Origin of the sequence: Bartonella sp. AC10YNML (genome assembly GCF_042196825.1) — a bacterium.
GTDB lineage: Bacteria > Pseudomonadota > Alphaproteobacteria > Rhizobiales > Rhizobiaceae > Bartonella.
In genome coordinates this window covers 187,949-204,377 of the sequence record NZ_JBHIRA010000002.1, presented here as the reverse complement: position 1 = coordinate 204,377, position 16,429 = coordinate 187,949, and the positions used below count along the sequence as shown (strand labels likewise).

Here is a 16,429-nt window from a genome sequence, read left to right as displayed (position 1 = left end):
AATGGAGATACGTTTTATGAAGATACTCGTTATTGAAGATGATCATGAGACGGGGCATTATCTCGAAAAAGCATTTTTGGAAGTAGGGCATTCTGTTGATGTTGCTTATGATGGAGATACGGGATATGCTTTAGCAACCACGGAAAATTATGACGTTATGGTTGTTGACCGAATGCTTTTGCATCGTGATGGTCTTTCTATTATTGCTGAATTGCGCGCTAAAGGCAATGAAACACCAGTTCTTATTCTGTCTGCTTTAGGGCAAGTTAATGATCGTGTAACGGGGCTGCGTGCAGGGGGAGATGATTATTTGACAAAGCCTTATGCTTTTTCTGAACTTCTTGCGCGTGTTGAAGTTTTACAACGGCGGAAAAATCCTAAAGAAGCAGAAACTGTTTACTGTGTAGGTAATCTTGAGCTTGATCGGTTAGCACATACGGTAAAACGGGGTGATAGAAACATTCTATTGCAACCACGAGAGTTTCGTTTGCTTGAATATTTGATGCGTTATGCGGGGCAGGTTGTTACACGCACTATGCTTTTGGAAAACGTTTGGAATTACCATTTTGATCCACAAACGAATGTCATTGATGTCCATATCTCTCGTTTGAGAGCCAAAATTGAAAAAGATTTTGATGTTCCCCTTCTCCATACAGTGCGTGGAGCTGGATATATGCTCAAAGTACCAGATAACAAAGCATGAATCGTTTGATTAATATAATGCGCACGACGGCGCTAAGGCTTTCAGCACTTTACATTTTATTGTTTGGATTGGTGGCAACAGGACTTTCGATTTATATGACGGCATTTTCTGCTTCATTGTTAACAGAGCAAACTGAACAGGCTTTACATGAAGAATTAAAGTATATTGAAAATGCTTATAATTATGGGGGATTATCCTTATTAATGCGCACTATTGATTATCGTTCAAGACAACCAGGAGCATTTCTTTATCTTGTTACAGATTCTATGGGGCGTATTTTAGCAGGAAATGTAGCGCGTATTGAATTAGGTCTTTTGAATCAGAGTGGTTTTATTTCTACCTCTTTTTTGTATTCCCGTTTTGGAGAACATGGCAAAACAAGTGAACATCGCGCTTTGGCGGTTATTGTTGACTTGCCTAATGCTATGAAGATTCTTATAGGACGTGATTTGGATGAGCCAGAACGTTTTGCAGTGGTTATTCGCAAAGCTGTGATCATTGCACTTGCTGCAATGGTTGGAGGCGCTTTACTCATATGGTTTTTTGTTGGCAGGAGAGCTTTACAAAGGATTGATCATGTAACGGCTGCATCACAGCGTTTGATGGATGGTGATTTCAGTGGGCGTTTACCTGTTTCTGGAGTAGGGGATGAGTTTGATCGATTGTCAACCAATCTTAATGTTATGTTAGACCGCATTGAAGAGTTAAATATTGGTTTACGTCAAGTATCAGATAATATTGCTCATGATCTGAAAACGCCGTTAACACGTCTTAGAAATCGCGCTGAAGAGGCGCTTTCAGGAAATAAGACAAAGCTTGAATATCGTCAGGTCCTTGATAGGGTTATTGCAGAATCAGATCAACTTATTTGTACTTTCAATGCGATTTTAATGATTTCACGTATTGAGGCCAGCAGTACAATTGAACATCTTGAAATGATTAATATGAAACTGATCATTGAGGATGCTGTTGAGCTTTACGAACCTTTTGCTGAAGAGTCAGGTGTTTTACTTCAGTTGGGAGATATATTTGATAAAGAGCTAAAATTGAATCGTGAGCTTGTTGCACAATCAATTTTTAATCTTATAGATAATGCAATTAAATATGCGCCTAAAGGTGGAAGGCAAGCGAAGGTTTGCTTATCAATGGAATATCGTGATGAACATTTATTAGTTGTTGTGAGCGATAATGGACCAGGAATAGCAGAGGATAAACGTGAAAAAGTGACAGAACGATTTGTTCGTCTTGAAGAAAGCCGCACACAACCTGGGTTTGGGATTGGTTTAAGTATAGCAAAAGCGGTTATGAAGCTTCATGGGGGTGAATTGTTACTTGAAAATGCAAATCCAGGGCTTAGGGCTATTTTGTTATTTCCTTAAAGATATTTTTCTTCACTTTTCTCTTTTCATACGTAATAACTATTTTAAAAGTATAAAGCAATAGAAAGGAAAGCAAAATGCTTTTCAAGGGAGCGCAGACGAAACAGGCTTTTTTAAAAACACAGCTTCTTTCTTTATGTCCTCTCGATAAAAGTGGTTCCCAATGGTTAAAAGACATGGAAGAACAAGCAAGGAAAGAAGGTTTAGAATCGCTTGTTTCCATCATTTCAGAGAGTGGAACGCAGATTGATTTTATCAGTTCGGTTATGACCTTATCTCCTTTTTTGCGTGAGGTTTTAATTGCCAATCCATCATATCTTAGTGTTTTATTAAATGTTGATATAGAAACAAGGCTGAGCGAAATTATAGATGATATTACGGCTATTGATAAGGATGAATCTATAAATGAAACTTCATTGATGGCTGCTTTAAGGCGCAAAAAACGAGAAGCGCATGTTCTCATTGCTTTAGCTGATTTGGGAGGTGTTTTTACTTACGAAATTTCATGTGCTTGGTTGACACGTTTGGGCGAAGCAGCATTAAGTGTAGCACTACGTTTTCTATTAAGAGAAGCGCATGATCATGGTAAGATTAATTTGCTAAGCCGCGAAAATCCAGAAAAAGACTGTGGTTTAATTATTTTAGGGATGGGAAAGCTAGGAGCAGGGGAACTTAATTATTCTTCTGATATTGATCTTATTGTTTTCATTGATGAAACATCACCTCATATTGGTAATCTTTCTGAAAGTGTTGACGTATTTTCTAAAATGGTACGCCGATTAATCCGTATCATTCAAGAACGCACTGCGGAAGGATATGTTTTTCGTCTTGATTTTCGTCTTCGTCCAGATCCAGGATCAACCCCTTTGGCCTTACCAGTAAGGACTGCATTGCGTTATTACGAAGGGCGTGGGCAAAATTGGGAACGAGCAGCCATGATTAAAGCACGTCCAGTTGCTGGTGATAAGAGGGCAGGTTTTAACTTTCTCAAAGAGCTTTTTCCCTATGTGTGGCGGAAATATTTAGATTACGCTGCTATTGCTGATATTCATTCGATCAAACGTCAAATTCATGCGCATAAAAATTATGGTCAAATTGCAGCTTATGGGCATAATATAAAGTTAGGTCGTGGGGGTATTCGTGAGATTGAGTTTTTTGTTCAGACACAACAACTCATTGCTGGTGGACGTTTTCCTCAATTACGTGGACGTCAGACAGTTGCAATGTTAGCAGAACTTCACACGCTTGGTTGGATCAGTGAAAAAACGAGAAATAGCCTTATAAAAAGTTATGCATTTCTTCGAAATGTGGAACATCGTATTCAAATGCTTTTCGATGAACAAACACATCTTCTTCCAAATGATACTGTTCAATTCACGAGTGTTGCCTATTTAATGGGTTATCAAGACAGTAGCAGTTTTATCCGTGATTTATTAAAAACACTTCAGGTTGTTGAAAAACATTATGCTGCACTGTTTGAGAATGAGCAAGAACTTGGTTTAGAAATTGGTAATTTAGTTTTTACAGGTGAAGAAGATGATCCAGAGACATTAATAACGTTAAGCCGTTTAGGCTTTGAAAGAGCAAGTGATATTTGTCGTATTATGCGCACCCTTCACTGTGGTCGTTATAAAGCAACGCAATCAGCCGAAGCACGCGAGAGATTAACGGAATTAACGCCAGCTCTTTTGAAAGCTTTTGGCGCGACAAAGCGAGCTGATGAGGCGATGTTGCGTTTTGATAGTTTTTTACAGGGCTTACCCTCAGGAATTCAACTTTTTAGTCTTTTGCAATCTAATCCCTCTCTTTTGGATATGCTTGTCCTTATTATGGGGGCTGCTCCACGTCTTGCAGAAATTATTGCACGCAGGTCCCATGTTTTTGATGGAATGTTAGATCCGAATATTCTTTCAGAATTACCGACCAAAATGTACTTAGAAAAACGGCTTGAATATTTTCTTGAAAATGTTCTTTCTTATGAGGAAATTCTTGACCATTTAAGAATTTTTGCAGATGAACAACGTTTTTTGATTGGTATTCGAATTTTGAATGGTACAATTACAGGAGAAAGAGCGGGTTTTGCTTTTACTGCGCTTGCTGATCTTATGATTACAAAAACATTTGCTACCGTTCAAGAGGAATTTTCTCGTCTTCATGGTCGTATTAAAGGGGGGCGTGTTGGCATATTGGGTATGGGGAAGCTTGGAAGTCGCGAATTAACGGCAGATTCTGATGTTGACCTCGTTTTGCTTTATGAACATGATGATGATGCAGAAATATCTGATGGAGAAAAGCCTCTTTATATCTCTCAATATTATACGCGTTTAGCACAGCGCCTCGTTTCTGCTTTATCCACTCTTACAAGCCAAGGTGTTCTTTATGTCGTTGATTTAAGATTACGGCCATTAGGCAATAAAGGACCTATTGCTGTTTCTTTTCCATTTTTTAAAAAGTATTATCGCCAAGAAGCATGGATATGGGAATATCTTGCTTTAACAAGGGCTAGAGGCATTGCAGGAGATCCTGATTTTTTACAAAAGCTAGAAAATGAAGTGTGTGCAATTATTGCTATTTCTCGTGATAAGAAGGAAGTTGCAAAAGAAGTATGTGAAATGCGTTCCTTGATTGCAAAAGAAAAGCCGCCAAAAAATCAATGGGATTTAAAAACGATGTCTGGTGGCATTATGGATTTGGAGTTTATTGCTCAATTTTCTCTTATTACGCATGTCATTGAGTTTCACATTGGAGAGACGACAGCAGATATTTTAGATAATTTACCAAATAGTTTTCTTAATCAGTCATGTGTTGCTGATTTACATTATGCCTATGGTCTCTATACAAATTTGAGTCAAATTATACGACTTTGCTTAAATGATTCTCTTGATCCCAATGATATGCCAGCTGGATTAAGTGATCTTTTGTTAAAGAGTGTTGGGGAACCTGATTTGCTTCGTGTTGAAAAATTAATTGCAGAAACTGGGCAATTAGTCTGTTCAGTTTTTACGAAAGTCATGAAACATTAAATGTATTTTATAATGCTTTTATGAAATTATTGAATGCGATTATTAGATAAAATCATAAAAAGATATTATAGAAGCTTAAAAATTATTAATTCCATTTTTATATATTAATTTTGATATTTTATGTCATATAGGTTTGAGAGATCTAGAGAGTAAAAACCATTCTCTACTTATTTCTTCAAGTGTCATGAAAGAGTTTCTCTATCAAAAAAAGTCACTCTAGGTGTTATTCTTTATACAAAAAGAAATAAGGACTAGATTTTAGCGAATGATGTTGCTCATGTATATGATACAAGAATATGGATCAGTTATAAATCAGTAGTATTATATTAGATATACTTATCAAGTTAGAGATATTAAACACAATAATTATATTCAATAATGTTTTTATCATATTAGATTTATATAAAATATTATAGAGGTAGTGGATATATATTATTTATTATTATAAAAATATATTGAAGTAAATATGATAAAAAGTTTTATTGATTATATATCTCATTTTTTAAACAAAATTGATATTGGAGTTGTTTATATTATTATGGATAATAATGAAATATCCATCTATGAAAGCTATTATAAAGTAATAATTTAAGAAAATTATAAATAATTTTTTTAAAGTATTTATAATAATTATTTATTAAAAAATAATTTTATTTTTAAATAGGAGTTTAAAGTTTTTAACTGTGTCATTTTTGCTATAGATTTTTTGCAAAAAATGTGAAACGATTTACTATTATTTATGTATCACATTAGCTTTTAGGGGAGCAATTATGATTACAAAGTATTTAATCTCAACATCTATATTTTCTTTAATTTCAATTTCTATCGTACAGGCAGCGGATAGCGTTATTCCTGAACAGCCTGTTCCTGTTATTGCAGCGCCTTCTTTTTCTTGGACAGGATTTTATCTTGGAGGGCAGATTGGAAACTTTTCAGGCAAAACGACTGCAAGTTATTTAAAAAAAGAGACAGGGATATGGAATCCAGTTGGAAAAGAGAATTTGCCTAAACTTTCTGGTTTTATCGGGGGCGTTTATGCAGGTTCCAATATTGATATCGATAATGGTTTTATTATAGGTATTGATACGGATGTTATGTGGTCTAATAAAAAAAGTACGAAGGATATCCCTCTACCAAAAAATAAACCTGAAGAAACATCAAAATCTTTAGAAAGAACAGGTTACACGAGAGATTCTCATGAGGAGGAATCTCCAGCGTTGCCTATTGAGGCTATACAGCATACTTTAAAACAAAAATGGTCTGGTGCTACGCGAGTGAAAGTTGGTTTTGCACTTGAACGTATGATGCCTTATGTTTCTGGAGGAATTGCTTATACGCAACTTCAGAATATTTTTGCGGCAGTAGCTGATAGCAAAAATGGAGAAGTTGATTTTTCTGATTGGTTGCATGATGAAAAAAAGACCATGATTGGTTATACCCTTGGAGGTGGTATTGATTTTGCAATGACTGATAATATTATTGTACGTGCAGAATATCGTTATTCAGATTTTGGCAAAAAGAAATTCATACAGGATAAATTTGAAATGGGCTACAAGACAAACGATTTCCGTGTGGGTGTAGCTTATAAATTTTAATTTTTTGCAGAATTAAACACTTCAAAAGTCTCATTTTCGAATGAGGCTTTTGTTTTTCAGATATGTTCTAGTAAATATCCTTTACTCAAAAAAGCTACTATTTTATTCGAACAATACTTTGATTTGTAAATATAAATTACTTTTTGTCATGTTGAGTCAGAGACCCAAGTGTCATAAGATTTTCTCATTTTTAACCTATACTATATTGAACCAATCAAAACCATGTCTTTTGCACACCAAAAAGAGGGAGATTCGTGAGATAAAAACATTCAAGAAAGAATAAAAATGCTTCTTATGAACCATATTAAGTGCTAAAAACTTTCGCTACATTAGGGGGTGGCGAAGTATGAGATTTGATACGAGCTTGCTTTTCCATAAACGTGAAGATGGTGTTGCTAAATGGACTTAACATTACATCATTCATAGGTGCCGTCGGGAAATGGGTTTGGGTGCTTTAAAAGATGCTTTTTTAAACCAACATGTGAATTGGCAAGCTAATGGCATTTTATTTTATTTGAAAGATTTCTCATACAATCAACTTTTCTGTTTTGCGGTATCGTAAAATATTTTATTTAATAACAAAAAGCTCGCAAAAAACTCTAAAGAACATAAAATTACATCCACAATGTAACTCAATAATAAAATAATTATAAAGAGTATTATAAAGTGATTTATAGGAAAAAATAGATGAAAAATTAGGAATTTATTGAGACATAAAAAATATTATTACCTATGTTTTTTATCGAAACATAATCTATTATTTTTCCTAATTTTTTAATGTACGATAATAAATTTTGAGTGAAATAGTAATGGATCATTTCAAATCTATTTACGATAAATCAATCAACATCATTTGTTTATGAATCACAAGTATATTGGGTTATTTAAATTATATACTTTAGTTATTATTTGGCTTTTTTAGCCATTGATTTTCAGGCATAGAAGCTGAATGAGCTTCTCTATTATTCTATAAAATATCATCATTGTAATAATATAAGGATTTTACGCATTAGATGCTTTTGGAGGAGTGGATGATGAAATTCAAAGCAGGGTTTATGTGTAGAGCTTTGTGAAGTAAATCACATGTGCGATTAGCAGCTGGAACCCTTGAGACAAGAAGCCGAATTATTTATAAATCAGATGTGGTAGAATTTTCGTCCTTTAGGGCGGGAAGGAAGAAAACCAAAACCGATAAGTTTGTAAAAAGCTAGTCACATAAGTGGGGCTGCAGATGGAACTGTCTGAGAAAAATTGATCTATTGACAGAGAAGGTGAAACTTTATCTTTTAAGGAGAAAAAGGAAATAAGAATTATGATTTCCAAAGGGATATGAAATAAAAATATTTTCATTTTTGGTTGTTTGGGCAACTATGAAGGTGTTTAAAGATTAATTGTTTCAGTACATGCAATCTCGTTTTTGGGGTTGATAATGCTATAACGTTGTAATTGGCAATGCCATTGATTTTGTAAGCGTTCAATGGAAAATAAATTAAAGCCTGCGGGCGGTTTTTTATCACCAAAAGCTTGTGATGCGGAAGGAACACCAACAATAGGGATTTTTTTAATTGGTCCTTCAATGTAATTCAATGTGGGTAAATGAGTATGTCCGTGAAGAATAAGCTCACAACCGTGGTATTTGATAATGTCTAGAAAACGTTTTATATCCCGTAGTTTTTTATGCCAAGACGTTGCCTTTGGAAAGGGGGGGTGGTGAATCATGACGACACGAAAAAGGTTGCATTGTGCTGCTTCCTTTAAAAAGAGCGGTAAAGTTTGCGCTTGCATTTTACCAAAATAACCGGAAGCTTGAAAAGGCAATGTCGCAATGGCTGAAGAAGCTGCTATGATGGCAACATCTTTACGAATGCGCATATAAGGAAAGACGCTTTTTTGAGGGATGTCACCTGTAATCCAAGGTTTAAAAAGAGTGCATGCTTTTTGTAAAGCGCCGCGGACATAGGCATCATGATTTCCAAATGTCAAAGAAATATTTTGGGGTTGTCCTAAGTTAAGGAGCCAACGATACGCTTGTTCAAATTCCTTATCGAGAGCAAGATTGACAAGATCACCAGAGATCACCAGGTGATCAGGCTTTGTTTTTTTCAAGGCATCCATTAAAGTTTCTAAGACATTTGTTGCCATCTGACTCTTACGTTTTTTTTGCCAGTTCAGATAACCGGTAAGACGCTTCCCAGAAAGTTCAAAAAGGGAAGGTTGTGGGAGAGGGGAAAGATGTACATCCGATATATGGGCAAGATAAAACATAAAAGCTCGTAGAGTATTAAAAACGATTTAAAGAATAAACATAAGATAACTTAGTGTTTAAAGGCAAGAAAGATGGTAAAATGAAAATTAGCTTGCAAAAAAGAATGTCTCAAGCGGAATGTTCCAAATAGAATATCCCTAATAAAATATCATTGTGTCGTACATTCACATATTTGTAAAAAACATTTCTCAATGCGTTTGAGCTAATTTCAAGACGGTACTCGATATTATAATGGAAAGCTTCTGTGAACTATATAGGGCTTACTGTACACTACCATCTCTACGCTTATACAAGGTGCAAATAAAAAACATCATACTATTTTCCCCCAATTTTATGAAAATTCTTGCTTTGCTTTAAGAGGATTTATAAGAGGTATTTCACTCTTTTCTTCAATGGTTTCTATCCATACAGCATTTCTTCTAATAATACGCAAGAGAATGTTTTTTATTATTTTAATATGAGGATATTGGAAATAAGGAGAATTCCACTGTATTTTGAGTTATAAATCAATACGTTATATAATTATAAAAGACAAGTAAATACGTAAAAGGATAAGCTAAATTTAAAAACTATTATACTAAATTTCAGATTTTTTAACGGCCTTCACGATACCACATGCTGCTCAACAGTAAAAGGCAGGCAAGCAGTGCAAAAAAGCCAGAAAATATCGAAAAATAAAAGGTATTGATTAAACGGGTTTCGGTTGCTTCTTTCAGAACAATTGAATGTGCTGGGGAAGAGGACGGACTTTTTTTTGATTGAATCAGCTTGAATGGAGGAAGATGAAAATTTTCTTTTCCCTCAGAGTGTAAACGTCCGATGTAGCCACCAGTGTGCTTAATAATGGGGGCCAGTTTTTCTTGTGTTGAAGTCAAGTCAAACAACTCAAGATTATCGAGCATCCCTACAGAAGAAAGTATTGTTAAATCGCCATTTTTAATGGTAAAAACTCCTGTCTCATCAGTGGTCACAGTTGCAGTAAAAAGTCCTTCTTGTTCTTTGGTGAGAGTAATATTTTCTTTTTTTCCAGAGGGAAAGATTATTTCGACGGGCTCTGGATGCTCTTTGAGGGTTTGGCGGCGAATTGTTAAATGATGATTGCTGCTGGTTGCACTTAATTTTTCTTCTTCAAGTTCTGGTTCTTTCATAAGCCAATGGGCAATTCGTCGATAAAGAGCAGCATAAGGACCTCCGCCTTCGAAACCTCTAGCCCAAAGCCAACTTTCATCGGAAAGCAACATGCCTACACGCCCTTTATCAACATGGGAGAGAATTAAAAGTGGTTGTTCATTGGCTCCTTTCATGAGGGCGATTCCGTTATTTATATTTTGAATAGCAATTTGTCGCAACCATTGTCCCCATTGAGAAGCTGGAAGGTTAAGTGTTGCAAGACCCCTTGTGACAGGATGGCGCTCACCTTCTTTGGTTAATGTGGGGCGAAAAGGTTTTTCAATAATAGTTCCATTGGGCAATGCCGGTAGAATGCTTATTAAAGGTGTTTTCGCAAGTGAGTTTTTTTGGGTAAATTCAGGTCCTGTTACCATCAACAATGCACCCCCCTTTTGTACATATTGGGCGATATAATCATAATAGATTAAGGGGAGAACAGTAGAGTGCTGGTAGCCATCAAGGATGATGAGATCAAAGTTATTAATTTCTTCAACAAAGAGTTTTCTTGTGGGAAAGACCACTAAGGATAATTGGCTTGAGGGCGTATTATCTGCTTTGGTGGGGGGACGCAAAATAGTAAAGTGAACAAGATCAATATTGGAGTCACCTTTCAAAAGGTCTCGCCATGTCCGTTCTCCATTATAAGGAGCACCTGAAATAAGAAGAACGCGTAAATTTTCTCTGATTCCTTCAATAATTGTTATAGCGCGGTTATTTTCAAAGCTTAGTTCACCTTTGTATGGATCAGTTATAACTTGGATAATATTTTTTTCAGCATGAGGAAGAGTAATTTCAGTTTGAAAAATCACGCCAGGAGTTACAGAATAATGGCCAATGTCTTGTCCATTGACGCTTAGTGTAATATTTGCTTTCTGTGGTATTGTTTTTTTGGCGGGGCCTTTATCTTCTACCAAAATAGAGAGCGTTTGTGGTTTGTTGACAAGGGCAAAGCGTGGAGGAGAAATAAACTTGATTTGGCGATCAAATTCATCTGAGTATCCTGTAATCAAAGCATTGAGAGGTGCTTCATGATGAAGATCTGATAGGTCAGGGATGTCATGCACTTGTCCATCAGTGATAAAAATGGTTCCTGCATAACGAGAGAGTGGTACATCAGATACTGCTTGTGTTAAAGTCTCAAACAAATTCGTTGAGGGCGCATACTGATTATCAGCAAGTTTTCCAGCTTCAATAAAACGTGGTTCAAATTGTGGATAATGCGCCAATACTTGAGTTAATTGCGCGCGCGCTTCATCACTGTCGTTTGTACGTGTTCCAAATGTTTGGCTTTTGCTGCGGTCAATAATAATTCCCACTGTGCTTTTCAGTGGTTCGCGCTGTTCTTTTATGATCATTGGATTAAGCAAAGCAAGGATGAGGGCGCTTAATGCCATCAGACGAAATATAGAACCTTGACGTTGCGTAACAAGACCAACAACGACAAAAAGAAAGGATATTCCGCTTAAGAGCAGAATCCAAAAGAGTGGTAAGAAAGGCTGAAAAGTGAAAAGTGGTATCATTGCCTTCTTTCTCTTTTAAAGCGTTCCAAGAGCGCAGGAACATGAACTTGGTCCGCTTTATAGTTTCCTGTAAGCACATAAAGAACAATATTTAAACCTGCGCGAAATGCCCATAGACGTTGCATTGGATCATTGGGAACAAGGGGATATTTCCATGTTCCTTTTTCATCGAGTGCCCAAGCACCGGCAAAGTTATTTGCGGTGATGAGAAGAGAACTTACGTTATCACCACTGGCAAGAGAATTTTTATTTTTTTTGTTTGTTGATGAGGATTCAACCCATAAAGGTGAACCACGGTAGAGACCAGGAAAATCTGGCATAATATAAAAGGAACGTGCAACAACGTGATCGGTTGATGCTGGCTCAATGGATGGAATATTTAATCCTTTTAAGATGGTTCGTAATCTTTGCGTTTCTGGAGTGGCATCTCCTTCAAGATTAAGATTGCTCTTTATCTGATCGCGTGTGTCAAATAAAATTGTTCCCCCATGTTTCATAAAATTATTTATTTTTTCAAGGCTTTTGGGAGTTGGTATAGGACTCTCAACATCAATTGGCCAGTAAATAAGAGGATAAAAGGAGAGTTCATCTTTATCGAGATCAAGTGCTGTAACAGAGCCAGGGGAAAGCATTGTGCGCTCTGCAATAAATTGGCTTAAGGCTTCTAGACCACTTTTACTCGTTGTATCAATTTCACGATTGTTGGTTATAACGTAGGCAAGATGTGTTGCACCAGCGGCTTGTACACTATCATGATGATTTTCTGTCGTTTGTGCATGAAGAATTGGAGCATATGCAAACAAGGCAATAAGAATTATGAGAGGGAGGAAAAACATATTATGCCGTTTATTGAAAGAAAAAATACCTCCCATCCATAAAATGAGAAAATTATCAAAGGCGAATAATAAGATGGCTAATCCTAAAAGTGGACCGGTAAGATTTTTTTCTTTTGTATCGTAAGATAAAGGACTCTTGTTAAGAGAAGGTGGCAATGATGATTGTTTCATCAAGCGCGATGAATGAGTTAAGAGATTAAGCGCATAAAAATTGTTTTTGACACCATAAAGTCCTGGTGGGGTATGATAGGAAGGACGGGGTGGATTTTGAGCATCAAAGACCAGTGGAACAATATCAGAGGATGGTACTTGTAATTGTCCGTCAACGGCTATAGTTCGCCAAGGGTTTTGTACCACTGTTCTTTTTTCTCTGTGTGTTAGGTTTGTGTTTTCGTTAGAACCTAATGTGATTAATTTTTGCAGCATTTGTGCAAAAAAGCCAGAAAGAGGAAGATTAGACCATGTTGGGTCAGGAGCAACATGAATGAGAATGAGGGTTCCTTTACCACGTTTTGCTGCGGTAATAAGAGGAGTTCCATCCGAAAGGCTAAGCCACGTTTTTTCAAAAAGATCTGGGGTTGGTTCTGCGAGGATTTGGCGAGAGACAGTAACATCTCCTGGAAAGGGAAGACCAAAGAAAAAGCTATTTTTTGCAAAAGGTGCAAGCTTTTGTGGTTTTGTCCAAGACATAATACTTCCAAGGGAACGTTGGCCTGGGCGCAGTGGTATCGGAAGAAGGTTATCGTAATGTTCTGCGCTACTGAGTTTTTCTCCTGCAAAGCGGATGAGTGTTCCCCCTTTATTCACAAAATCAGAAAGTTTTTTTTCTGCATTTTCGGGCATGTTAACAATGTCACCCATAATAAAAACAGATGGATTTTGTTTAAGCAAATGATCAATATCCGTTGAAAGTTCTCTTCCACCGGCTGTTATAAGCTGTGTATGACCTTGTAAGGCTTTAATAATGTAATAAAATGGAGCAAGTAAAGGCTGTGCCATTTCATTGGTATCGGGTGAGAGAAGAGCAACACGGCTTATCCTGTTATGGCTGTCTACCAAGAAGGTTGCAGCAGCATGGTTTTGATTGTTTATTTTTATCCAAGCGATATCATTGCGTAGTTCAAGTGGTACATTAAAAGGAACAAGTACTGTTGTTTCTCCTTCAGAGAAATTGTTCGTAAATTGACCGAGAAGTTGATTATTTGAATCGTAAAGGCTGAGTATAGCGGGAGTATTACTGTGTGTTGTTGAGCGGATAATACGCGCGCCCATGTTTCCATTGTTATTTTCTATGGATGTTATGCCGGTTAAATCGGAAATATCAGTCAAATACCACAAGAAGTTTCTAGGTTTTAGTTCTTCAAGAAGAGCAAAAGCTTGCTCATCTTCATTTGTTTGTAATCCATCACTTAAATAAGCAATATCAAGAGGTTTTCCTTTGGTTATTTCGCTGAGTTTTTTGAAGGCATGCACACGGTTGACAGGCCAAGGACGCGGTTGCAAATGCATTAAATGCTGTTTTATAATCTTGGCTGGTTGGGGCTCTATATTGGAGATATCATGTTCAGCCGTTGCAACAAGATAAATATCTTTTTGCTGTTTTTCTGCCTGTGCAAGGAGTATTTCAGCGATAGAGATGCGTTTTTTCCATTCTTTTACAGAAACCCAACCATTATCAATAATGAGTGCAAGGGGTTGAGACCCAGAAAGGCTTATTGGTTTTTGATTCCAAGTGGGGCGTGCTAGAGCTATGATAACAAGTGCCGCTATGGTTAAACGCAACAAGAGCAACCACCAAGGTGTATGTTTTGCTGTTTCTTTTTGATGAGTTGGTTTGGGTAAGAAGCGAAAAGGGGGAAAAAGCTCTTTACGCGGAGATGGAGGAGTTATCCGCAATAGCCACCAAATGACCGGTAGGAACAAAAGCCCTAGTAACAGAAAGGGAGCAGCAAAACTCAAAGTGCCCTCCTTTTTTGCAATGGAGAGTCGCTCATTGTATTTGCGAGATGAAAAATGGTCTCTGTTAAAGGTTGATCCGTTGTACTAACGTGATAAGACCATCCTTGGCGTGCGCAAAAATTTACCAATTCTTGTCGCCTTGCGTGATATAGTTTACAATAGCTCTTACGAAGATCTTCTGCTTTAGTGGAAACATGTTTCTCTTTCGTTTCAGGATCCAAAAATGCTGTGTGACCTGTGTAGGGGAAGCTTTCTTCTGCGGGATCAGAAATTTCAATTAAATGAGCTGTCACCTGTTTTGTAGTTAAAACGGTTAAATGTTGGATGATTTTTTCAGGATAGTCGAGAAAATCACTCATTATAACGACATGTGAAAAGCGTGTAATCGTTGAAAAATCCGGAAATGAATTTTCATCTGAATGATTTTCTAAAGCAAAGGCTATTCGTTCTACGACATTGGATGTCATTGTGGGGGACATTAAGTTGGGAATAGCAATATGTTCGCCACTGCGTGCAAGAAGGGATGCCAAGGTAAGGGTAAGAAGAGTGGCATGATTACCTTTAGAGATTTTAGAAAAGCGCGAACAGTAATGCATTGATGCGCTCTGATCAGGACAAAGCCAAACGGTTTGTGTCATTTGCCATTCATGTTCACGGAGATATGTATTTTCATCACGCGCTGAGCGACGCCAGTCAATGCGGCTAATGGATTCTCCTTCCATATAGGGACGAAATTGCCAAAAGTTTTCCCCATTACCGCTTTTACGTTGTCTATGCCATCCGGTTATCAATGTATTAGCGATATGACGCGCTTGTAAAAGGAAATATGGCATTTTGCCAGTATCCTTATGCAGTTCATTTGCCAGCGACAATGGAGGCTTTTGTAAAACTTTTTTGCCAAGAGCCATTCAAAGAGCATCTTTCACAAGGTTATTAATAATATCTTTTACGGTTATATCTTCAGCACGGGCAGAAAAATTAAGAGCCATGCGGTGTTGTAATACGGGATAGGCCAATGCTTCAACATCATCAAGTGAAGGAGCTAAGCGTCCATAATAAAGAGCACGAGCGCGAACACAAAGTGAAAGGGCTTGTGATGCCCGTGGACCAGGTCCCCAAGAAACATAAGTATTAGCAAGGCTATTGTCTTTATGAGGGCGAGATGAGCGGACAATTTTTAAAATAGCTTCAATCACATTTTCTGAAAGAGGCATTTTGCGAACGATATTTTGAATTTTTTGCAATTTTTTGCCGGATAAAATTGGTTTTGCATTTGATTTTTTTTCTTTTGTTGTTTCTAAAATAATCCGTCGCTCTGTTGTGAGGTCAGGATAGTCAATATCGATTTGCATCAAAAAGCGATCCAGTTGTGCTTCAGGAAGTGGATAGGTCCCTTCTTGTTCGAGAGGATTTTGCGTTGCAAGAACATGAAAAGGTTGTGGCAAATCATAACGGGTACCTGCAACAGTAACATGATATTCTTGCATAGCTTGTAAAAGGGCTGACTGTGTCCGTGGGGAAGCACGATTGATTTCATCGGCCATGAGAAGTTGCGTGAAAATAGGACCTTGAATGTATCGAAAAGAACGTTTACCGTCTTTATCGGAATCCATAATTTCAGAACCAATAATATCCGATGGCATTAAGTCAGGAGTGAATTGGATGCGTTTTTCATCAAGCCCTAAGACTGTTCCCAATGTTTCAACAAGACGTGTTTTTGCAAGTCCTGGAGCACCGACAAGAAGGGCGTGACCACCAGCAAAAATAGCGATTAAAGCATATTCGATTACCTGATTTTGCCCAAAAATAACTTTGTCAATTTCTTTTTGTAAAATATCCAACTCTTTGTGTGCCGTATCAATATCATCAATAATGACTTGAGCTTCATGATTGATATTGACCTTTTTTATAGAATTGGATGATGGATCATGTTGACTCATATTTCTTCCTTAAGGCGTTTGTCGCAAAAATGGTAATT

General features: G+C 37.0%; 9 protein-coding genes. 4 read left to right on the top strand and 5 right to left on the bottom strand.

Going from position 1 to position 16,429, the window contains the following annotated elements; translation table 11 throughout:
* Positions 1-16 precede the first annotated feature (16 nt).
* The 4 genes from ACFINA_RS02010 to ACFINA_RS01995 all read left to right on the top strand — a co-directional run bounded on the left by ACFINA_RS02010 (position 17) and on the right by ACFINA_RS01995 (position 6,700).
* Positions 17-703, top strand: a complete 687-nt coding sequence (locus tag ACFINA_RS02010; protein ID WP_273791552.1) for a response regulator transcription factor — start codon at positions 17-19, stop codon at positions 701-703.
* On the top strand, positions 700-2,082 hold the full coding sequence (locus tag ACFINA_RS02005) for an ATP-binding protein (protein WP_375606364.1): 1,383 nt from the start codon (positions 700-702) through the stop codon (positions 2,080-2,082). The genes ACFINA_RS02010 and ACFINA_RS02005 overlap by 4 nt, the downstream gene beginning before the upstream one ends.
* Before the next feature lie 77 nt (positions 2,083-2,159).
* A complete protein-coding gene (locus ACFINA_RS02000; protein ID WP_375606363.1) occupies positions 2,160-5,105 on the top strand; it encodes a bifunctional [glutamine synthetase] adenylyltransferase/[glutamine synthetase]-adenylyl-L-tyrosine phosphorylase in 2,946 nt (981 codons plus the stop codon).
* A 770-nt stretch (positions 5,106-5,875) separates the two neighbouring features.
* Positions 5,876-6,700 carry an outer membrane protein gene (locus tag ACFINA_RS01995; RefSeq protein ID WP_375606362.1) on the top strand — a complete coding sequence of 275 codons (825 nt, stop codon included), beginning with the start codon at positions 5,876-5,878 and terminating at the stop codon, positions 6,698-6,700.
* Between the two features lie 1,380 nt (positions 6,701-8,080).
* Here ACFINA_RS01995 and ACFINA_RS01990 read toward each other — a convergent pair.
* The 5 genes from ACFINA_RS01990 to ACFINA_RS01970 all read right to left on the bottom strand — a co-directional run bounded on the left by ACFINA_RS01990 (position 8,081) and on the right by ACFINA_RS01970 (position 16,391).
* Positions 8,081-8,965 carry a metallophosphoesterase family protein gene (locus ACFINA_RS01990; RefSeq protein ID WP_375607772.1) on the bottom strand — a complete coding sequence of 295 codons (885 nt, stop codon included), beginning with the start codon at positions 8,963-8,965 and terminating at the stop codon, positions 8,081-8,083.
* Between the two features lie 594 nt (positions 8,966-9,559).
* Positions 9,560-11,656 (bottom strand): glutamine amidotransferase, encoded by a 2,097-nt coding sequence (locus ACFINA_RS01985; protein ID WP_375609111.1) that lies wholly within the window; start codon positions 11,654-11,656, stop codon positions 9,560-9,562.
* A complete protein-coding gene (locus ACFINA_RS01980) occupies positions 11,653-14,451 on the bottom strand; it encodes a DUF4159 domain-containing protein (RefSeq protein ID WP_375614977.1) in 2,799 nt (932 codons plus the stop codon). The genes ACFINA_RS01985 and ACFINA_RS01980 overlap by 4 nt, the downstream gene beginning before the upstream one ends.
* Entirely contained in the window at positions 14,448-15,359 is a 912-nt protein-coding gene (locus tag ACFINA_RS01975; protein WP_375606358.1) for a DUF58 domain-containing protein, read from the bottom strand. Before ACFINA_RS01975 ends, ACFINA_RS01980 begins: the two co-directional genes overlap by 4 nt.
* On the bottom strand, positions 15,360-16,391 hold the full coding sequence (locus tag ACFINA_RS01970; RefSeq protein ID WP_375606357.1) for an AAA family ATPase: 1,032 nt from the start codon (positions 16,389-16,391) through the stop codon (positions 15,360-15,362). It abuts the gene before it with no gap.
* Between the last annotated feature and the right edge of the window lie 38 nt (positions 16,392-16,429).

Coding starts and splice junctions, on each gene's coding strand:
- ACFINA_RS01970 (WP_375606357.1), bottom strand. CDS start 16,391: ATGAGTCAACATGATCCATCATCCAATTCTATAAAAAAGGTCAATATC.
- ACFINA_RS02005 (WP_375606364.1), top strand. CDS start 700: ATGAATCGTTTGATTAATATAATGCGCACGACGGCGCTAAGGCTTTCA.
- ACFINA_RS01975 (WP_375606358.1), bottom strand. CDS start 15,359: ATGGCTCTTGGCAAAAAAGTTTTACAAAAGCCTCCATTGTCGCTGGCA.
- ACFINA_RS02000 (WP_375606363.1), top strand. CDS start 2,160: ATGCTTTTCAAGGGAGCGCAGACGAAACAGGCTTTTTTAAAAACACAG.
- ACFINA_RS02010 (WP_273791552.1), top strand. CDS start 17: ATGAAGATACTCGTTATTGAAGATGATCATGAGACGGGGCATTATCTC.
- ACFINA_RS01995 (WP_375606362.1), top strand. CDS start 5,876: ATGATTACAAAGTATTTAATCTCAACATCTATATTTTCTTTAATTTCA.
- ACFINA_RS01985 (WP_375609111.1), bottom strand. CDS start 11,656: ATGATACCACTTTTCACTTTTCAGCCTTTCTTACCACTCTTTTGGATT.
- ACFINA_RS01990 (WP_375607772.1), bottom strand. CDS start 8,965: ATGTTTTATCTTGCCCATATATCGGATGTACATCTTTCCCCTCTCCCA.